This window comes from Dechloromonas sp. H13, from assembly GCF_009469615.1.
In the GTDB taxonomy this organism is placed as follows: domain Bacteria; phylum Pseudomonadota; class Gammaproteobacteria; order Burkholderiales; family Rhodocyclaceae; genus Azonexus.
Window position 1 is genome coordinate 746,364 of record NZ_SSXX01000001.1, and the last position, 20,721, is coordinate 767,084.

Here is a 20,721-nt window from a genome sequence, read left to right on the forward strand (position 1 = left end):
GGTCGACCGCAGCTGCCGGAAAACCGCCGGGCGCGGGCAGGCGGCTCAAGCTGCGAAGCTCGCGGCCGCCTCGTGGCGCACGGCGTAGGTCGATGAAATGCTCGTCATCAGGCTTTCCTGATCGCTGCCGTCCGGTTTCTTGAGCACGACGCGGCATTGCAGGGTGGCGTCGACCTTGTTCCGCGTGACCGGCCGCCCGCGCGCGATGTCGGCGCTGATGCCGACCACGTCGACCTCGTAGATCGCCCAGTTGGCCGGACGCGCGGTGATCCAGTTCACCACCCGTGCCTCGGTGCTGTAGTAGTGGCGGCTGTTGGCGTTGCCGGTGATCGGGAACATGTTTTCGGCGTTGCCGATGCCGCCCAGGCGATGGTTGAGGATGTGGCCCTTGACATACTTGTAGGCGCTGCGCTGGCCGGGATCGGTTTCGAGCAGGTCCATCAACGCCGTTTGCGCGCCGCCCTGCGGCTCGCTGCCCGGGTGCGCACGGACGAAGGCGGCGTTCAGGCCGTCGATGCGCATGCCGGTGCCGACCGTGGTGCCGGTCGGGTCGCCGCTGATGCTGCCGGTGCGCGGCTGGTAGCGCGCCATCACCGGCCGCGCCGGGTCGTCGAAGAGACCGAACAGGGTGCGCAGGTTGGCGACGACGATCGCATCGTCCGGGTTGCGCGCCAAGGCCGTGCGCGTCGCGGCGATCAGCGGCACGGCGGCGCGCTGCGCGTCGCTCGCCTCGCCGGCGCGCGCCAGCGCCTCGAAGCGCTCGAGACGGTAGGCCACCGGCTGCGGGTCGTTGCTGGCGACCATCGGCTGCGGGTTGCGCTCGTCGCCGGCGAAATAGACTTCGTGGCGTTCGCCGCCGGCGGTGGTGAACGGCTTGCGCTGCCGCCACCATTCGGCCACTCGCCCGGCGGCGCCGCGCACCGCGCCCATGAAGCGCCGCCCGAGGCGGACGATCCAGTCGACGACGCGGTCGAGTGCGCGGTCGATCGGCGCGCGGATGCGGTTGATGATGTTGGTGACGGCGTCGCTGACGCGACCGAGGCCGACGAGGCGGGCGAGGAAGCTGATGACCAGGGTCAGCAGGCCGGCCATCGTCTGCTCGACGCGGTTGGCCGCGGCGGCGATGGCGCCGCTGGCGATGGCGGCGATCGAGTCGATGACGGCGGCGGCGACCTGGGCGATCTGACGCAGGCGCTCGATGAAGAACTGCACCGTGTTGTAGATGGCGACGATGGCCTGGATGAAGGCGCCGGCCGGGTTGAGCATCGACACCAGGCGGGTGATCGCGGCGGTGACGATGTTGTCGCGGACGAAACTCATGACCTGTTCCATGACCATTTCACGCAGGTTGGCCAGGCTTTCGCGAATGCGCTCCCAGGCCGCCGCCGGGCCGTCGCGGACCAGCGTGACGACGATGTCGAAACCGGTTTCCATGGCGCCGACCGCCGTTTCGCCGACGACGCGGACCAGCCGGCCGCGCAGGTTCTGCCAGGTCAGCCCGAGGACGCTGAGCACGAAGCGGACGATCTCCTGCAGCGTCAGCGCCTGCGGGATGTAGATGTTGGCGCCGGCCATGGCGCCGGTCAGCCAGCCGATCAGCGCGGCGCGCAGGTGGCTGACGATGTTGGTCGCGAACTGGCGCAGGCCCTGGATTCCGGCGCGCACCAGGTTGCGCACGAAACCGACGGGGTTGCCGACGATGGTGCGGAAGGCGCCGGCGGCGCGCCGCAGGTAGGGCATGACGGCAGGCGCGACGACGTCGAAAATGATTTCGAGCAGGCTCATCACCTGCTGCCCGGCCCAGGTGAAGAAGCGGCCGGCGAAGTCGCCGAAGACGCGGGCGACGCGGGTGAAGGTCTGCAACGGCGTCAGCAGGTCGCCGATGCCGAGGCTGCGCAGCGTGCCGAGGAAGAGTCCCGGCAACGCCGCGACGAAACCCGTCACGCCTGCCAGCGCGCTCTGGAACCAGGCCCAGGCGCGCGGCACGGCGCGGCTCTGCTGCAGGTTCTGCCAGACCTCCTCCTGGCCGATCAGGCGCATGAAGCCGCCGATCAGCGTTTCGGCGGTGCGCGGCACGGCTTCGCCCGTGATCGGGTTGCGCCCGAGCACGGCGCACAGCAGATCCCAGCCGCGCGTGCCCTGCGCCAGCCCGGCCAGCGGCTGCAGGATGGCGTCGCGGATGAATTGCAGGATGCCGGTGAGCAGCGAGCCGACGAAGCCGGTGATGCGGGCGATCGGTTCGCTGACGATGCGCCGGGCGCGCTCCCAGACGCCGCCGAGGTCGAAGATGTCGGTCCAGCTCAGCGAATCGAGGAAGCGGTCGACGGCCTGGCGGATGCTGCCGGCGACCAGCCCGAGGCTGGCGAACTGCTGCTGCACCCAGCTGGCGACGCGGTCGACGATGCCGTGGTTGTCGAGCGCCCGGGTGATCAGCACGCCGCCCGGCAGCAGTTCGACGGCGGCGCGCAAAAGATTGCCCGGCGAACGGTCGACCGCGCGCATATTGACCGGATTGACGCCGAGCACCAGCGTGAACAGGCGGAAGCCGGGGATGAAACTGGCGTGCTCGGCGAAGTAGTCGAGCGCGTCGCCGATGCCCAGGCGCTGGATGGCGGGCGGGCTGGCCTCCGCCACCTTGGCGGTGGCGCTGCGCTGCAGGTCGCGGCCCTGGCGGGCGGCACCCTGCTGGATGGTATGGGTTAGCTCGTGGGCGATCAGTTCGCGACCGTCGCCGGTGTCCGGGCGGAACTGCCCGGCGGCGAAATGGATCTGGTTGCCGACGGTGAAGGCGCGCGCCTGCAGCTGGTCGTTCAGGCGCGCGGCGCGGGCGTCGGCGTGGATGCGCACGGCGCTGAAATCGGCGGCGAAGCGCGGCTCCATGAACTGGCGCAGCTCGGCCGACAGCGGCTGGCCGCCGGTGACCGGCGCCGGGGTCGCGGCGGGTGCAGACGAACGGGGCGCCGCGGCGGGCAGACTGGCGCGCTGCGGCCCGCGCGGCGCCGCGAAGACGCGAGGTGCCGCCTGCATCGCACTCGCCGGCAGGCTGACGACGTGCTGCGCGACACGCCTGGCCTCGACCTCGGCCGCATCGCCGGGCGCCGAGACGCGCAGCCCCTGGCGCTGCACGCGGGCCAGCGGCACCGCTTCGGCAACCTTCGCCGCGGCGGCCGGCAGCGGCGCCGGCGGGCGATTGACAAGGCGAGCAGCGGCTTCCATGGCCGGCCGTGGCTAGAAGCCGCGGCCCTCCTTGAGCAGTTCACGACGAATGCCGTCATCGACGTCTTCGCCCGCCAGCCGGCGGTCGCCGCGCACCAGCGCGCGCAGGGCGGCGTAGCGGATGACATTGACGATGGTGCCGCCGGACACCTCGTAGCGCTCGGCCAGGCGCGCGAAGTCGAGGTCGGGGTCGGGCGTCAGGCGGGCCGGCAGCGCTTCGCTCCACAGGCGCAGGCGCTCGTCCGGCTGCGGCATGGCGAAGCCGATGACCGACTGGAAGCGGCGCATGAAGGCGTCGTCGATGTTGCCGCGCAGGTTGGACGACAGGATGACGACGCCGGGGAAATCCTCGATGCGCTGCAGCAGGTAGCTGACTTCCTGGTTGGCGTAGCGGTCGTGCGCGCTGTCGACCCGCGTGCGCTGGCCGAACAGCGCGTCGGCCTCGTCGAAGAACAGGATCCAGCCGCGCTTGCCGGCGACGTCGAAGACGCGGGCGAGGTTCTTTTCGGTTTCGCCGATGTACTTCGAAACGATCATCGACAGGTCGATGCGATGCACCTCGCGCTGGCACAGCTTGCCGAGCAGGCAGGCGGAAAGCGTCTTGCCGGTGCCGGGCGGGCCGTGGAACAGGCTGGTGTAGCCGGGACGCAGGCGGGCGCCCATGCCCCACTCGTGCAACAGCGTGTCGCCATGCACCAGCCAGTCGCGGATTTCCTCCAGCTGGGCCAGGGTCGCCGGCGGCAGGACGAGGTCGCTCCATTCGAGGCCGGTGCCGACGCGTTGCGCCGGCAGGATTTCGCCGTCGTCGCCGGCGAGGGCGATGCCGAGCGCCGCCAGCAGCGCCGAACTGACGCGCAGCGGCGCCGCCAGCGGCGACTCGCCGGGCGCCGCGCGCAGCGGCTGGAGCAAAACGTCCGTCAGGCGGTGCTCGTCGTCGGCCAGCAGGCGCAGTGCGCGCAGGCGTTCGCCGAGATCGTCGCCGGCGAGCAGGAAGGCGGCGGTGTCGGCGGTCGGGATGAAATGCCCGGAAGCGGCGCCCGAGATTCCGCCGAATTCGCTGAAGCCGCGCTGCGTCGCGCCGTTGCGCGCCCACAGCACGTCGAGCAATTGCGGGCGCAACTGCGGCGCCAGCGCCAGCAGTAGGACCAGCCGCTGCGCCGGCGTAGGTTCGCGCTGCTGCAGCAGGTGGGCGTAGGGTGAATCGCTGGCCGCCAGGTCGGGTGGCGCCAGTTCGCCGGGCAGCGGCGGGCTGGTCGACGGCTCGCCGAAATAGGTGTCGAGCCGGCGCTGCAGGACCGCCGCCAGCCACTGCAGTTCGGCCTCGAGGTCGCGCGCGGTGGCGTTCAGGCGGGCGTCCATTCGGTGTGCAGGATGGCGGGCATCCACGGCAGGCGGACGATGGCGATGCCCCACGGCAGACGGTCGAGCAGCAGGTCGAAGGATTCGGCCTGCGGGCGCAGCAGCCAGCCGTCGCTCGCCGGGTAGAGCAGGCCGCCGCGCTGCAGGAAGGCGAGGCGCAGGCCGTCGACGCTGGTCTTCCCGAGCGCCGGCCAGTGGGCGACGACGGCGGCCAGCAGCGCCGTGCCCTCTTCCCGTTCGGCCTTGCCGAGCAGGCCGCCGGCAACCGGCAGCGGGTCGCCCGGCGCCAGCCCGAGCAGCAGCTTGATCAGCCCGAGTTCGAACTCGTACAGCTCGCTGCGCCCGCTGGCCAGCCAGTGCAGCAGGGCGGCGGCGCGCGGCAGACTGGCCGGCGACAGCGGCGTGCCGGGCGGCGGGTCCGCGGCGGCCAGACCGAGCGCCGCGAACAGCCGCGGCAGGTAGGGATGGAGCAGGACGAGGCCGCAGGCATGGACCGCCAGCCCCGGCTCGCTGTCGCGGTCGACGGTGAAAATCGGCCGTTTTTCGGGGTCGACCGCAGCCGCTGCCCCGGCGGCGGCCGGGGTCTCGTCGGTGTCGTCTGCAGCGGAGAGGCCGAGACCGACGCCGAGCAGCAGCTCGAAGCCCTGCCAGGTCTTGCGCTCGGCCGCCGACAGCGGCGCCAGCTGGGCGGCACAGGACTGCACGGCCTGCCGCCAGGCGGGGCGCGGAATCGGCGCCGCCGGGTTGCCCGAGACCAGCAGCAGGCCCAGGGCCTGCAGGCGCAGGGCATGGTCGGCCGGGCGCCCGGCCTGCAGGCGGCCGAGCGCCGCCAGCGCGCCCGCCACCTCGCCGCCGCGCGCGGCCGCCTGGCGCCCGGCGAAATCGGCCCAGGCGGCGCGCCCGGCGCCGTCGAGCAGCTGCAGGAAGCGGAAGAAGAAGGCGGCGCGCGCCGCGCCGGGCGGCGGCGCCTCGGCCAGCAGCGCCGACCACGCGGCGAGCGGCGCTTCGCTCCACAGCGCCGCCTCGGCGGCCAGCCCGGCGGCCAGCTCGGCGCCGTCGCGCTCGCCATCGAACCAGTCGACCTGGCCGCGCTGCAGGTAGCGGCGCAGGCGGGCGCCGGGCGCCAGGTCGCGCACTGTCAGGCGTTGCCCCGGCGCCGCGTCGAGGGCTTCGGCGAGGGCCAGGCGGGTCGCCGCCAGCAGTTTTTCCGGCAACTCGTCGGCCAGCCGGTCGACAGCCGACAGCTGGACCTTGATCGTCAGCCGCGGCAGGTGGATGTCGCGCCCGGCCTCGTCGTCGAGTTCGGCGAAGGCGCGTTCGAGCGCCGGCAGCAGGCTCGCCTCGTTCTCGCGCCGCAGGGCGCTGCGCAGGGCGAAGGCATCGTCGGCGCTGGCCGCCCGGACCTGCCAGCGCTGGCGACGGACGCGATGCGATGCCATGCTCGCCGCACCCCGCTCAGCCGACCCGGAAGCCGGCGTTGATCATCACCTGGTTGGCGACGATCTTCGAGGTACCGCCGTCGATGGCGTTGGCGGCGTTCACCGTCTCCCGCAGGTTATCCTGGAGCCGGGCGCCGGCCGCCTGGTCGCTGACGGTGCCGATGCCCTGGCCGATGGCCTGGTAGATGGTGTTCTTGTCGCTGCCGGTGCGCACCGCTTCCGGCGCGTCGACCGCGAAATGCCGGGTGGTCGCGGCGACGGCGTCGGCCAGCTCGCCCTCGAGGCGCTTGATCTGCTCCTCGACCTTCGCCCGCGACGCCGCGCTCAGGCGGTCGTCATTGCGGATGTCGCGCAGTCCCTGGACCTGCGCCTTCTTGCTGTCCACGTCGGCCAGCAGCTGATCGAGCAGCAGATCGCCGGTCGCGTACTTGCCGCCGGCGGTGCTCTGGAAGCTGGTGTTCTTGAGCACGTCGCCAAGGCTGCCGAGCGATTCGCGGAAGAACTTCGAATAGTTTTCCTGGATCTTCAGCTCGGGCAGGATCCTGGTCACCCGGAAGTCGTCGAGCACCGTGTCGATCGGCTTGACGACCTTGATCGGCAGCAGGTCGTCGGGCAGGCGCGCGCGGATGTCGGGGAAAGTCAGTTGCGGCTCGTCCTGGTCGCTCTCGTCGTTGTCGTCGAGCCAGTAGGGCAGCATCAGGTCGCCGATGACGACGCCGCTGTCGTCGTAGGCGAGGACGAAGGTGCCACCGGGGACGCAGCCGCCGGCATGCGCCAGCCCGGGATGGGCGGCGATCATGTTGGTGAACAGCAGGCGGTCCTTGCGGTCGTCGTCGCGCTTCCTGAGGATGTCGCCCAGCCAGTTGACCCAGAGGTGGGTTTTCGAGCCGCTGACGACATCGACCGGCGACACCAGGTCGGTGCGCATGATGTCGCCGAGGCCGGCCTTGGCCTTCGCGGTGGTCACCACCGCCTCGTCGAAGCGCGCCGTCCACGCGCTGTTCTGCAGGCTGAAGGCCTGGTAGCTGCGGACGGCGAGCGGGCCGGGCTGCTCGGTGCTGCCGACCAGTTCGCCGGCGGTGCTTTCCAGTTTCGCCTTCGCTCCCTCGACCTGCTTGACGAGATCGGCGTTGAGCACGTTGCCCGCCGGCTTCTGCACCGCCGTGCCGGCCGCCCGGATGTCGGCGATCATGCGCGTGCTGAAGGCGATGTTGTCCTTGAGGTGGCTGGCGAGGTCCTGGCGCAACAGGTAGTGCAGGCTGTGCAGGCTCGTCTTCCTGAACTTCGGCCCGCGGATGACCAGGTCGCGCCGATTGTGCAGCAGCACGCTCATGACGGCGATCGGCAGGTTGCGCTGGCGGATCAGCTTCTCGATGGCCGGTTCGGCAGTATCGGCCTTCATGCCGAGGTGGCCCTCGATGCGGAAGAAGTCGCAGCCGCCGAGATCGCGGGCGAACGGATCGTCGCCGGCGTTGGCCTCGGGCAGTGGCGTCCACTGGTAACCGGGAGTGTCGTCGCTCTCGCCGCGCGCCCGGCGCTGCTCGTTCCACAGCGGGCGCAGCTGGTCGCCGTTGCGGTAGTAGATGGGCACGGCGCGCAGTTCGAGCGGCGCGCTTTCGCTGCGGCTCGGGGTGATCTTCGGCTGCGGCCTGGTCGCCGCCGGGATGGCGAAGCCGGCGAGCAGGGCCGCCAGCTTTTCCATCAGGTGGCGCACGCACGCCCGGCCGGCGCCGCCGGCGGCCAGCCATGGCGCCGGGTAGCGGCCGCTGCGCAATTGGGTCGGGTCGGCCAGCGCGCCGAGCAGCAGGTGCTTCGGGAAAGCGCCAGCCGGCGGGCACAGCACCGAGCCGTCCTCGAACAGCGCGGCGCGCAGCTCGCCCCAGGTGGCGACGACGTCCTTGAGAAAGGCGTGGTAGTACTGGATGCCGAGCCTGGTATCGCTCATCTTGCCGGCAATGGCGGCCAACTGGGCGGACCAGCGGGCGGTGCTGGGCAGGTCGGCGACGGCGCCGCGCGCGAGCGCTTGGCCGAGCGCCTCGAAGGCGGCGAGCAGGGCCTTGACCGTCTGCTCGGCGGCGCTCCGGTAGCGGGCGGCGAAGATTTCCGCCGAGGTCACCGACACCTTGTCGCCGCTGCCGGTGCCGAGGTCGACGCGGGCCGCCGCGACGCGCGGCAGCAGCGCGGCGAGGTCGGCGCCGGTGGCCAGGGCGGCGGCCAGGCCGATCTTCTCCGCGACGTCGCGCTCGATCAGCAGGAAGCGCTGCGTGTTGCGCGCGGTGCGCCCGCGATTGTCGCAGTCGCCGCCGGTGCACAGGTCGGGATCGTTCTCGTAGCTTTCCATGAAGGCGATCGCCACCATCAAGCCGAGGCGGTCGCCGAGTTCGGCCAGCGGCTGGCCGGGGCGCGGGTCGCCGGCGGGCAACAGTTCGCGCAGGGGCAGCATCGCGCCGTCGACGTAGAACGGCTCGTAGGCCGGGGCGCTCTCGTCGTAGGGCGCGCTGCGGTCGAAGACGGTGTCGGCGGCGAGGCCTAGCAGGTCGCCGTCGCTGGTCACGCCAACGCCCTTGCTCACGCTGATCCGCCCCTTGCCGAGCGCCGGCAGCAGGCCGCCGACGATGCCGACGCCGAGCATCTGGGTGCGCGTCAGCCGGCCCTGGTCGTCGAGGTATTCGGCGACGCTGTTGAGTTGCCCGTGGGTCAGCACCTGGTCGCGCTCGAAGACCGCGTAGTCGGTGGTCACCGCCTCCAGGCGGCGGATGATTTTGAGGGGATCGGCCATGATCGGACTCCCGTTCTACGATTCGGTGAGGTCATCGGCGCTGCCGAGGGCGGCGCGGCCGAGGACGAAGGGCGGCGGCTGCAGCTGGCCGCAGGGATGCAGCCCGCTGGATGGATACACGTTCTTGGCGCGGGTCACTGCGGCAATCAGCGCCTTGAGTTTGGCGCTGCGCCCGACGCTGGCGGCACCGGCACGGATTTCCAGCCAGTCGCGCCAGGCCTGCTCGATGGCGGCCATGTCGTCGCTGTTGACCCAGCAGATGCGCGGCAGGAGGTGGGCCGGCGTTTCCTGGCGCAGGGTTTCCTCGACGAAGCGGCGGAAATCCATGTCGATGAAACGCCCGGCGTAGGCCGGCAGGACGATGGTCAGGCGGTCGCTGTAGGGGTCGAGGTCGGCGCAGTCGCTGCAGGCGGCATCGACGCAGATGTCCATGAACGGATCGCCGGGCTGCCCGGCCAGCAGCAGGAGATGCTCGATGACATAGAGGCCCTCGCCGCCGTACTGCGTGCGCAGGTGGGTCATCAGTTCGGAAATGGCCGTTTCCAGCGCGTCGACCGCAGCGAAGTACTCGATGCGGCGGGCGATGACCTCGCCGCCGGCGTCGACGATGTTGAAGTAGTGGCGGCCGTCGCTGGTCGTCCGCCGTTCGTAGCCCGCCGGCTGCTGCGCGGCCAGGATCGCCTGCTCCATCTCGGCGTGCGCCGCCGCCGGGGTCAGGTAGTGGGTGCTGCTCGACAGCAGGATCTTGCCGCTGACCGGATGGCGGATGCGGAAGCGGAATTCGTCGCCCGGCGTCGCGTCGATCTCGGCGTAGATGTCGTAGGCGACGCTCGCCAGGTTGCGCCGCCGCGCGTCGGCGATGCCGAGCAGGCGGGCGATGCGCCGCTCGAAGCCGGAGACGTTGGTCGTGTTCCACAGCGCTTCCGGCGCCGCCAGCGCGGCGTCGTGGGCCAGCCCGCGCTCGCCGCCGAGCGCCGGATAGTCCTTCAGGAAGGCGCACTTGGCGGCCGCCGCCGGCGCCGGCCCGAGGCCGAAGCGCGCCTGCATGATCGCCACGTACTCGTGGAAATCCTCGGCATGGCGCGCCAGCAGGTGGTCGAGGAAACGGTTGCGGCGCAGCAGCCCGGCGCCGTCCGGCTCGACCACGGCGGCCAGCGCGGCGGCGTCGAAGCCTTCGGCATAAATCTTGGCCCAGTCCGGGAAGCTGGCGACCAGCTGGCTGAAATAGCTGTGCGCGAGGTCGGGCTGCGTCGAGAAGAGATCGCGGACATGCGCCAGTTGGGCAAGATGGTTGGCCAGCACCTGGTCGAAGAAGAGCAGCCAGGCCTTGAACTGCAGCGCCTGCGCCGCCCGCTGCCGGCTCGCCCCGGGCGGCAGGCCGGCCTCGGAAAGGCCGTAGATGAACGGGAAGTGGTGCTGGAACGAGCGGTAGCGGGCGGGGTCGCGGTAGCGCCCGAGCGGGATGGGCAGGTCGCCGGGGCTGCCGTCCTCCAGCTTGCTGCGCTCGGCCTCGCGCAGTTCGGCAAGCAGCGCGGCGACCCGTTCGGCGCGCGGCAGCAGCGGCAGGTTCTTCTTGTAGAACAGCAGCCGGCCGGCGCTCGCCGAGAGGCGCGGCTGGCGCCCCGACGGCACCGGCAGGCGCCACTTGTCGGCCGGCGCGCTGGCCTTGCCTTCAGCATCCAGTGCGTTGAGCAGGATGTCGCGGATGGCGACGACGCCGGGAATGTCCATGATCAGGCTGATGACGTCCGACAGCCGCACTTCTTCGCGCAGCCCGGCGGCGGCGAGTTCGTCGTCGTCGATGAAGCCGTTGGCGAGCGGTGGCCCGGCGAAGATCTCCGGCACCGTCCACGGCGAGCCGTCGGCATGGCGGCGCTGGCGCATCTCGGCCAGCGTGTAGTTGAGCACCGGCGGCGCCAGGCTTCGGTCGACGGCGAAGGCGATGGCGGCCGCCACCTGGTCGGCATCGGCCTCGGGGGTCAGGTCGATCTCGGCGCACAGGCTGAAAGGCTGCGGCTCGACGCGGTCGATGCCGACGAAATCGGTGCACAGCGCCCGGTTGGCGGCGAGCGTCGCCTGGATCTCGCGGTCCACCGCCGCGCGCCGTTCGACACCGGCCACCTCATCCATGTAGTCCACCAGCACCCGGTAGCGGCCGCGCACGGCGATCTCGCGTTCGTTTTTGGCACCGGTCGGCTGCGCCGCCAGCGTGCCGGCGGCCGGGTCGGCGTAGAGCGCGAGCGGCGCCGCGCGCAGCCATGCGTTCCGGACGCCGGGCAGGTCGATCAGCAGCTTGCGGTAGTCGGCCTCGCTCACCGGCCGGCAAGGCAGGATGCGGCTGGCGCGGGCGAACAGTTGTTCCATCGCGGCGGCGTTGTCGTCCGGCGCAGCGAGCAGGTCCTCGATCGGGAAGCGCGTGCGGTAGGCGAGGTCGGTCAGCGCGTAGGCCAGCAGTTCCAGCGTCGTGATGCCGGGGTCGTGGACGTTGTGGTCGGTCCACAGGCGGCGCGCCAGGCGGCGCGCATGGTCGAGGCCGAGCGCGAAGAGCTGGCGCTGGTCGAGCGCCGGCTCGTCGGCAGGCAGGGGCGAGAGGGTCGGCTTGAGGAGCATGGCGGCCTCGGCTCAGTCGGTCGCTTCGGCGATCAGGTGGCTGGCGGCCGAGACGAGGATGGCGTCCGGGCGGTCGCCGGTGATTTCGGCGAGATCGTTGAGCAGCAGATCGCCGGCACCGGCCAGCCCGCAGCGGAAGTCGGTGACGAAATCAACGTAGGGCAGTTCCTCGATGAAGTCGAGCAGCACCGAGCGGTAGATGCGGCCGCCGAACAGCAGCGGCCGGTCGGCGGCGAAGGCCCACGGCGAGAGCGCCTGGACGATGGCCTCGTGCAGCCGCTGGCGCGTGTAGGCGAAGGGGTGACCGGCGCGGAAGCGGACCTTGAAGTCGAGGCGCACCGGCTGGTAGGCCGGGTTGCGCACGCGCACCGTCACCTGCGGCGAGGCGTGGGCGCGGACCAGTTCGGCCATCTGCGTCAGGGTGTCGAGATCGACCCGGGGTTGCAGCGGGTCGGGCAGGTTGCGGTTGCGCAGGTCGGGAATGGCGATGATCAGCACGTGGCCGGGCGCCATCCAGGACGTGTCGCTGGCGTGCGGGATGCACTTCACGCGATGCACGGCGGGGAAGTTTTCGAGCAGCAGGCGCTCGTAATCCCATGCCGTGACGCAGCGCTGGCGGTGGCGCAGGCGTTCCGCGGCGCGCCGGTTGAGCATGGCGGCGCTTTCGCCGGCCCGCCCGCCGAAGGTCGCGTAGGGCTGGGCCACCTGCTTGAGCGCCGGCGGTGCCGGCAGCAGTTTGGCGATGCTGCCCGGAGCCAGGGTTTCGACCGCCGGCGGCGCGCCGGCGGCCGGCCAGTCGCGGACGACCTCGACGGCATTGGCATGCACCGCCAGCAGCCGGCAGGCCGCCGCACTGTCCTGCGCGACCGCCGCCTTGAGCCAGACCGGCCCGGCCGGCAGCCAGGTGTTGTCGGTGGTCGTCGCGCGCGACAGCACGATGCCGACGATGCCGCTGGCGCGCAGGCCGCGGCTGGTGTCGAGCGCCAGCTCGTCGGGGGCGATGGGGCGCCAGTGGTTGTCGCAGAGCACCGACCAGCGCACCGGCTGCGCGCCCAGGGCGGGGTCGGCGCTGCCCTCGGCGACCTGCAGCAGCAGGTGGATGCTGTCGCCGGCGGCGACGCCGGCGACGCCGACGATGAACTCGCCCTCGTCCGGATAGGCCGGCAACAGGGCGACCCTCTTGTCGGCGACCCAGGCCGGGTCGCGGCGCAGGAAGGGGTGCTCGCGGCGCTGGCCGAAGGGGCCGACGTGGAAGAACTGGAGGTCGGCCGCGGCGGCGGCGAAGGACTCGGCGTCGTCGCGCGTCAGGTCGACGCTCGGCGTCTGCGCCGTGTAGGCCAGCGTGATTTCCTGCACCGTCGGCGTGTACGGCTCGTTGAGGACGGTCGTATCGCCGGGGGTGCGCGCGTGCTGCAGCGTTTCCTTGCGGTAGTCGGCGTGCAGGAAGTCGTCGACCAGCGCCACCGTGACGTAGCCGCTGCGCACCGCCGGCGGCGGCACCGTGGCGCGCGCGAAGAGCGGCCGCGTCTGCATGTAGCGGCGGCCGAAACGGCGGCTGTAGGCGCTGCCGCCAGTCAGCAGGGAATAGACGAAGCCGGCTTCCGACCCGCGCTTGCCGTGGACTGCCGGCGGCGCATTCGGGCTGAGCGTCGTGACGCCGTCGACGCGCCGCATCAGGTCGAGCTCACGCGTCGTCTCGCTGCCGCTGCGGTCCTGGTAGACGAGGCGGGCGGCGACGCCGTTGGCCACCCCGGCGGCGTGGGCGTAGCCGGCATACCAGCTGCCGAGGCTGGCCGGCGCCCCCTGCCAGCGCAGGCGGATCGCGAGGTCGGTCAGCTGCTTGGACAGGGCCTCCGGACAGCCGACCATGAAGCGCGACCCGCTGACCGGCTGCGGGCCGAAGGGCTGGAAGGCCTTCTTCGGGTTGAGCGAACCGAAGTCGTTTTCGAGATCGAGGCTTTTCAGGCCGTCGACCGCAACCGTCAGCGCCGCCCGGTCGACACGCAGTTGCGCCAGCGCCGCGTAGTCGGCAGCGGCCTCGGGACGCAGCAGCAGCTGGACGACGGGCAAGGCGGTGGCGAAGGCCTGGCCGTGCAGCGCGGCGGCGTAGTCGACGACCGCCGGCTCGCCGTCGGGCACCGTGAAGCCCAGCGTCAGGCGGCCGCCGCTCAGGCTGCCGGTCAGCGCGTAGGGGCCGAGCCAGCCCGCGGCGCCGGTCACGAAGGCCTGCAGGGCGTCGCCGATGTCCTGTCCGTCGCGCGCTGCCGTTTCGGCGAACGCGAGGTCGAGGACGATGCCGACCTCGCGCCGCCCCTCGCGCAGGCGCAGCACCGGCGAGGCCAGCGCGCAGCCGAGCGGCGCCGGCGCCAGGCCGGCATGGCCGAAGGCCGGCCACTGCGGGCGCGCCGGATCAAGCGGCGTGCCGAGACCGTCGGCCGAGTCGGCCACCGGCGCAAAGCGCACGCCGCCGGCATCGCGATAGACGCTGTGCAGCGCCGTCACCTTGCCCTGCCCGACGACCGTTTCGCGCAGCGGCTTGTACAGGCGCTCGCCACCGCTGGCGTCCTTGCCGGCGGTGAAGCGCTGCGCCGGCGTCACGGCGAACGGCGCCGCGTTCTTCTTCAGTTCGAGAACCAGGTGGGCATGCTCGGGCTGTGCCGGCAGCGGCTCGAAGCCGAGCACCCGGCGATAGTGGAAATCGAGGTGGCGGGCGCCGAGGTCGTTGAGCGCCGCGCGCGCCGGTTCGAGCATTTCGAGGAAGGCGCCGAACAGGCCGAGATGCGGCGGCACCGAACCGTCATCGCGGGCGAGCAACGCCGCATCGTCGCCCTCGGGGAAGAAGGCACGCCAGTCGCCGGCGGCCGTCTCCGGGTCGCTGGCGTACAGGCGCAGGTGGGCGGCCAGGCGCCGCGCCTCGGCCAGCCGTTCGCCCGGCGTCCGGGCATCGACCGGGGCGAAGCCGGGATCGAGCGCCGGCGGCGAACGCTCGTCCTGGCTCTGGCCGAGGCGGGCGATTTCGTTCTGCAGGATGCGCGCGTCGGCCATGATCGCTTCAGCCGCCGCCCAGCGTGGCGCGCAGCTCGTTGCCGTCGGTGCGGTAGAACGGGAAGACGAGGTTGAAGCGCGAGTTGGTGGCGCGCACCTCGTATTCGAGCAGGATGTCGAGGTCCCCGGAATTCGGATCGCGGCTGTCGACGCTGAGCGCCAGCACCTTGATGCGCGGTTCGTAAATCAGGATCGCCGTCCGCACGCGGTCGAGCAGCAGCGTGCGCATGGTCGTGCTCATCGGCTCGAACATCAGCTCATGCATGTCGAGGCCGTATTTCGGCTCGAACAGGCGCTCGCCGGCGGCGGTGCCGAAGAGCAGGACCAGGCTTTCGTGGATGTCGGCCTCGGCGGACACCATCACCGCGCCGCTGCCGACGAAGCGCGGCGGAAAGCTCCAGCCGGTGCCGAGGAAGGACTCGTAGCGCTCGCCGTCGTCGCTCATGCCCTCACCTCCCGTTGCGGAATCCGACGGTTGCGGTCGACCACCGAAAAAGGCCGAAAACGAAATTTCATCGGGGGCCTCATCCGATCGTCACCGTCGGGCTGCCGACCGCCGCCGACGCGCCGCACACGCAGGCATCGCCGACGCGCAGGGCGGAGCGGCCGGCAATCATGACCGTCGTGCTGCCGAGCGGAAAGGGGCTGACCGAGGGGCCGTGCTGCGGCGGCAGCGGGCAGGAATGCAGGTCACCGGCGACCGCCGCCGGCTGGCCGCCGATCAGCACGGTCGCCACGCCCGGCCCGGTGATCGTGCCGCCGTGGGTGCTGATGTCGCCGACACGGGCTGCTGCTGGCATCGTCGTCTCCTCAGTTGATCTGGACCAGGGCGCCGCTCAGCTTGGCCGTGCCGCCGCCCTTCAGTTCGGCGCCGGCCCCACCTTCGAGCTTGAGGTCGCTGCCGGCCTTGATTTCGAAGGCGGCCGACGCCTCCAGCTTGGTATCCGTTCCCGCCTTCATCTCGACCACCTTGGCGCTCTCGAAATGGATGCCGTCGCTGTCCAGCGTGATCTTGTTGCCGTTCTGGTCGGCCAGGGTCAGCGATTTGCCGTCGTCGCTGAGTTCGATGGAATTGCCGGCCGGCGTCGCCAGCGTCACCACCTTTTTGTCGTCGTCGAAATGCAGCTTCATGCCGGAACGGCTCTTGTACATCTTCTCGTGGTTGTCGTCCGACCCGGCCAGCGGCGCCGCCTTGGCGCTGCTGTGCAGCATGCCGAGGATGACCGGATGGCGCGGGTCGGCGTCGAGAAAGCCGACCGTGACCTCGTCGCCGATTTCCGGGCGGAAGAAGAAGCCGCGGTCGTCACCGGCATCGAGGCTGGCGACCCGCGCCCACAGGCCGTCGCCGGCCAGCCCGAGGAGCGGCAGGCGGACGCGCACGCGATGCTCGCCGTCGGGGTCCTCGTTGCTGGTGACGACGCCGATCTGCAGGCCGGACACCGCCGGCAGCAGGCCGCCGGCTGCCGGTGCGCTGACCGGCCGCGGCGCCGCGAGATCGACGCCGCCGAACTGGACATGCGTCTTCCAGCCCTGGACCAGGCTGAATTCATGGCGCACGCCGGTGACCAGCACCTTGCCGTTGAAGCGCCGGCCGAGCCCGGCCAGCTCGACGACGACGCCCGGTTTGACGCTGGCGATGCCCTCGCACTTGCCGCGCCCGGAGACCTGGTCGAGCCGCTGGTAGAGCGCGATGCCGTCGACCCAGGCCTGCGCCTCGGCCTCGGGCAGCGCCGGGTGGCGCACGTCGCAGGGGCGATCAGCGACGGCAGCGAGCTCGTCGCTGCCCAGGTTGCCCGGCGCCGCGAAGCCCGGCGTCGCCGCCTCGACTTCGAGTGTTTCCTGGCTCGCCGCATCCCAGCTGGCGCCCTTGACCGCGGGGTGCTGCAGGCGGGCGTCGATCTCGCCCTCGAATTCGAGCAGCGTCGCGCCGTATTGCAGGGTGCACACCGTGGCGCCTTCGAGCGCCGGCTGCCTGACCACGACCTTCTCGCCCTCGCACCAGGCCAGCTGGCCGTTGGCGCGGGCGCGGCCGAGCAGGAAGTCCCAGTCGGAGCACTGGTATTGCAGCAGCTGCTTGTGCTTCAGCGAGGTCGCCTCGACCTCGGTGCCGACGCCGGCGGCGCCGAGCAGGCCTTCGATGACCTCACTGTCGGACTGGTCGAAATAGTCGGCGGAACGGTCGGCGACGCTCAGTTTCATCGCTTCGTGCCGGCACTCGACGACCAATTGCGAAGCGGCGGCCTCGCGCACGCGCACGCCCTGGCGGACAACCTTGCCGATGAACACGCTGGTGCTGTCGCCGCCGGCGCCGGCCAGGATCTCGACGCGCTGCCCGGGCTTGAACAGATCGCCGTCGCTGAGCGGGAAGCGGCCGGTCGACGCGGCGCCATCGACATAAACCAATTTGGCCGCGGCGATGCGGTTGACCGCAACCGTCACGCTGACCGCCAGCAACTGGTGCTCGCGCGGCACCGCCTCGCCGCCCGCCTTGACGGTGAATTCGCGGTGCTCGGCGGCGATCGGCAGGGCGCGGGTCTCGGGCATGGCCTATTTTTCCAGCGGCGGAAAGTACAGCTCGCGGCCCGGCGCCAGGTGCCGGAAGTCGTCGAGCCCGTTGGCCTCGGCGACGCGCAGGTAGAGGCGCGGGTCGCCGTAGATTTTCTGGCAGAGCGCCGGCAGGCTGTCGCCGGCCTTGACGATGCGCCGGTGCGTCAGGTCCGGCGACTGGTCCTGCGCCATGGCGACGCGCGTCTGGTCGTCGGAATTGTCGGCGAAGACTGCCGTGATGACTGCGCGCAGCGGCACGCCGTCGGGCCGGAACAGCTTGTAGACGATGGTCGCGCTCTTCAGCACGCAGCGCTTGATCTGCAGCGTGCCCCACATCACCTTGAGGTAGTTGGGGCGATGGATGTCGCCGTTGTAGCCGGTCACCGCCTGGAATTTCTCGACCTCGGCCTGGACGTCGGCCTGCCGGCCGCTGGCGCCGGTGCCGTCGATGAAGAAGGCGAGCGTCAGGTCGCCCGGTTTCATCTTCTTGAATTCCATGCGGCTGTTGGTCGTCCCCGAGCCCTGCGCGGCATCGTACTCGACCTCGTAGGCGAGCGAGATTTCACCGGGATTGACGAAGGCGGCGAACTCGGCGCTCGCGCTGTCGCTGTAGTCCGGCGTCGCGAAGGCCTGGATGCGCAGCTTTTCGAGGCGGCCGCTGGCGGCGGGAATCATCGCTCACGGCTCCTGGCGGTCGCGCAGGATTTCCAGCACGCGGGCCACGCATTCCTCGACCAGCGCCTGGCGGTCCTCCACCGGCAGCGGGCCGGCCGGTGCCGCGCCGTCGCCGCCGGCCTCGCGGTTGCCGACTTCGACGGAAATCACCACTTCATCGACGATGATGGGCATTTTCGCTCCTCAGGACTTGTCGACCGTGAAGTACTGGTAGGCCAGCTGCATCGACTCGACGGCGAAGGCATTGTTCGCCGCGTTGAGGTCGCCGACCGCCCATTTCGTCGGCCAGGCGCCGACCACGTGCCAGGTCATCAGCGGCTCGTGCGCCTCGTTGAGCAGCTTGATGTCGACGCTCTTCGGTTCGATCCGGTAATCGACGACGCACTCGTTGATCCAGTTCCACACCGCCGAACTCTTCAGCAGGCCGCGCTTGAGTACCAGCTCGGGGTATTTGGCGCGCGTCGGGTACTTCTGCACGAAACGGTTCTCGCCGCCCTCGGCGACCTCCTCGCTGCCCATCTCGACCGCCAGCCCGCCGACCTCGGTAAAGCGCGTGTCGTTGGCTTCCGAGAGGCCGATGAACTCGACCAGGAAGTGAAAGCCGACCGGGGGGTAGTACTGGGCCATGACCGCTTAGTCGTTCTGCACTTCCAGCCCTTCGTGGGCGAGTTCGATGCTCTCGATCGCCACCTCGTTGCCGCTGGCCTTGAGCGCCGGGCCCTCGACCTTGACCGGGAAGGCGTTGTGCGCCTTCCAGACCATCACCGGCTCGTGCTTCTCGTTGAGCAGGCTGATGACCAGATCGCGGCGCTCGACGGTGTTGAGCTTGATGGTCGACAGCCACTTGAAGAAGTCGTTGTCGCTCTTGATGACACCGCGCTTGAGGGTGATGTTGCTGAACTTGCGCAGCCCCGGCATCTTGATCGACGAGTATTCGGGAAACGAGCCGTCGCGGTATTCGATGGCCTGGTTCTCCTGCGTCAGGCCGGTGACTTCCGAGAAGCCGACGCGCGTGCCGCCCCACTGGACGGTGAAGTGGAAGACGGGCAAGGGATATTGTTGCGGCATGATGGGTTTCCTCTCGCGTTAATGGCAGCTCAGCTGGTCTGCAGCTTGTGGGAGAACTTGAGGATGATGAACTCGGCGGGGCGCACGACGGCCATACCGATCTCGACATTCATCCGGCCCTCCAGGATGTCCTGCGCGTTCATCGTCACCCCGAGGCCACAGCGCACGAAGAAGGCGTCCTTGGTCGTCGCGCCGGCGAGCGCCCCTTCGCGCCATTTCTGCGTCAGGTAGTTCTCGATCATGCCGCGCACCTTGACCCAGGTATTGGCGTCGTTGGGTTCGAAGACCGCCCAGTAGGTCGATTTCTTGATCGATTCCTCGACCATGTTGAAGAAGCGGCGGACCGAGACGTAGCGCCACTCGTTGTCGTTGCCGGCCAGCGTGCGCGCACCCCAGACCAGCGTGCCCTTGCCGACGAAGGCGCGGATGGCGTTGATCGACTTGCCGGCGACGGCATCGACGTTCAGGGCATCGGTCTCGCTGGTCGTGAAGCTGGCGGCCGGGGCGATGACGCCGTTGAGGCTGACGTTGGCCGGCGCCTTCCAGACGCCGCGCTGGCTGTCGACCAGCGCATAGATGCCGGCGATGGCGCCGCTCGGCGGACACAGGGTCAGCGTCGAGCCGATGCCCTTGACGGCGTTGCGGTAGGGCGTGAAGTTTTCGAGCAGGGTCTGCTCGTTGAGTGTGCGGTAGTTGGCGATCGCCGTGACGATGCCGGCGACGGCACCGCTGGCGACAGCGAAGGCCTTCTGCAGGCCGGGCAGCACGTCGTCAATGAGGGCCGGCGCGGTCGCCCCGGCGACATTGCCGGCCGAGGCGTCGGGCGCGCTGGCGCCGAAGATGGCGCCCCAGGCGGCGGTCGCCGGCGGCGTGTTCTGGTCGAATTCGACGGTGTAGGAAGCGGCGGCCAGCGCGTTGAGCGCGGCGGCCAGTTCCTTCTCCAGCGCGATCAGGGTGGCAAAGGCTGGTTTCAGGGTGCCGGCGATCGCCGTGTTGATGTCGGCAACCAGTTTGGCGTTGCTCAGCGGCGAGGCGTCGACCAGCCCGTCGATCATCCGGGCGATGCCGAAGACGAACTCGAACAGCGCGGCGCCGCTGGTCGGCGTCGGTGCTGCCTTGTACGCAGCCAGCAGCTTGGCGAAGGCGCTCGACAGGGTTTCGCCGGCGCCGGCCAGGCCCGTCACCGCACCGGCCAGCGTCGCGCCGTCGGCGGCCAGCTGGTCGAGTGCGGCGAGCGCGGCGAGGATCGCCGGTTCGCTGCTGAGGTCGGTCAGCGGCGTCTGGATGCCGTTGATGAACACCTTGTCGCGCACCTGCGCGTAGCCGACGTTCTTGCTGTAGTTCAGCTTGAGCCAGGGCGTGTAGGCGGCGCCGTACTTCAGGTTGTTGATGCCGATCTTGTCGCGGAAGCTGGCGCCGTTCGGGTCGCCCTGGCGCAGGTCGAGGACCGCCACCCGGTCCTTCAGCTCGCCGCACTGCTTGAGCGCTTCCTGCTGCACCGCCGCCAGGTCGTCGGCGCCGAGCGTCGCGGCGTCCGGAAAGAGCAGGATGGTCGGCTCGTCCACCTTGGCCACCGCCTGCACACCGGCCTTCAGTTCGTCGCGGTCGACCGGCGAACCGGCCGTTTTATAGGCGCCGGTCGAGACGATGTAGCAGTCGCCGCCGCCGTTGTCGTAGAACAGCCGCAGGCTGTCGTACATGACATAGCTGTTGGCGATCTCGGCCGAGAGGAAGTTGCCGGCCTCGTCGAGGTTGGCCCGGGTCACCGTGTAGGTCGGCCCTCGGCCGTAGTAGCTCTCGAATTCGAGCAGCGACTTGATGCGGCGCGGCGCATTGACCAGGTCGCCGGCGGTGACCAGCGTCGTGTTGGCGGTGTAGCCGACGAAGGCGGGAATGGCCGTTTCCACCTCGGCGACCGAAGGCGGAAAGACCGAAATTTCCTCGATGTAGACATCCGGAGTGCGGTAGGTGGGCATGGGCTTC

General features: G+C 70.5%; 14 protein-coding genes. All 14 read right to left on the minus strand.

Annotation, left to right across the window (positions count from 1 at the left end; translation table 11 throughout):
• Positions 1-45 precede the first annotated feature (45 nt).
• Positions 46-3,216, minus strand: a complete 3,171-nt coding sequence (locus GH660_RS03695) for a DUF4157 domain-containing protein (protein ID WP_153145208.1) — start codon at positions 3,214-3,216, stop codon at positions 46-48.
• Positions 3,217-3,228: 12 nt separating this feature from the next.
• A complete protein-coding gene (locus GH660_RS03700; RefSeq protein WP_153145209.1) occupies positions 3,229-4,575 on the minus strand; it encodes an ATP-binding protein in 1,347 nt (448 codons plus the stop codon).
• Positions 4,560-6,014, minus strand: coding sequence for a contractile injection system tape measure protein (locus tag GH660_RS03705; RefSeq protein ID WP_153145210.1), 1,455 nt, complete (start codon positions 6,012-6,014; stop codon positions 4,560-4,562). The genes GH660_RS03700 and GH660_RS03705 overlap by 16 nt, the downstream gene beginning before the upstream one ends.
• 16 nt (positions 6,015-6,030) lie before the next feature.
• Positions 6,031-8,793 (minus strand): hypothetical protein, encoded by a 2,763-nt coding sequence (locus GH660_RS03710; RefSeq protein ID WP_153145211.1) that lies wholly within the window; start codon positions 8,791-8,793, stop codon positions 6,031-6,033.
• 15 nt (positions 8,794-8,808) lie between these two features.
• Entirely contained in the window at positions 8,809-11,403 is a 2,595-nt protein-coding gene (locus GH660_RS03715; protein ID WP_153145212.1) for a diguanylate cyclase, read from the minus strand.
• Between the two features lie 12 nt (positions 11,404-11,415).
• Positions 11,416-14,448, minus strand: a complete 3,033-nt coding sequence (locus GH660_RS03720) for a hypothetical protein (protein ID WP_153145213.1) — start codon at positions 14,446-14,448, stop codon at positions 11,416-11,418.
• 7 nt (positions 14,449-14,455) lie between these two features.
• Entirely contained in the window at positions 14,456-14,893 is a 438-nt protein-coding gene (locus GH660_RS03725; protein ID WP_153145214.1) for a GPW/gp25 family protein, read from the minus strand.
• Between the two features lie 79 nt (positions 14,894-14,972).
• Entirely contained in the window at positions 14,973-15,248 is a 276-nt protein-coding gene (locus tag GH660_RS03730) for a PAAR domain-containing protein (RefSeq protein ID WP_153145215.1), read from the minus strand.
• A 10-nt stretch (positions 15,249-15,258) separates the two neighbouring features.
• Positions 15,259-16,992, minus strand: a complete 1,734-nt coding sequence (gene vgrG, locus GH660_RS03735) for a type VI secretion system tip protein VgrG (protein WP_153145216.1) — start codon at positions 16,990-16,992, stop codon at positions 15,259-15,261.
• A gap of 3 nt (positions 16,993-16,995) precedes the next feature.
• Positions 16,996-17,670: a hypothetical protein gene (locus GH660_RS03740; protein WP_153145217.1), complete on the minus strand. Its 675-nt coding sequence runs from the start codon at positions 17,668-17,670 to the stop codon at positions 16,996-16,998.
• A gap of 3 nt (positions 17,671-17,673) precedes the next feature.
• Positions 17,674-17,844, minus strand: a complete 171-nt coding sequence (locus GH660_RS17840) for a DUF5908 family protein (protein ID WP_194266220.1) — start codon at positions 17,842-17,844, stop codon at positions 17,674-17,676.
• Positions 17,845-17,853: 9 nt separating this feature from the next.
• The gene (locus GH660_RS03745; RefSeq protein ID WP_153145218.1) at positions 17,854-18,297 is read right to left on the minus strand and encodes a phage tail protein; all 444 of its coding nucleotides are present in this window, start codon (positions 18,295-18,297) and stop codon (positions 17,854-17,856) included.
• A gap of 6 nt (positions 18,298-18,303) precedes the next feature.
• Entirely contained in the window at positions 18,304-18,738 is a 435-nt protein-coding gene (locus GH660_RS03750) for a phage tail protein (protein ID WP_153145219.1), read from the minus strand.
• Positions 18,739-18,767: 29 nt separating this feature from the next.
• Positions 18,768-20,714, minus strand: a complete 1,947-nt coding sequence (locus GH660_RS03755; protein WP_153145220.1) for a phage tail sheath C-terminal domain-containing protein — start codon at positions 20,712-20,714, stop codon at positions 18,768-18,770.
• Positions 20,715-20,721: the final 7 nt, after the last annotated feature.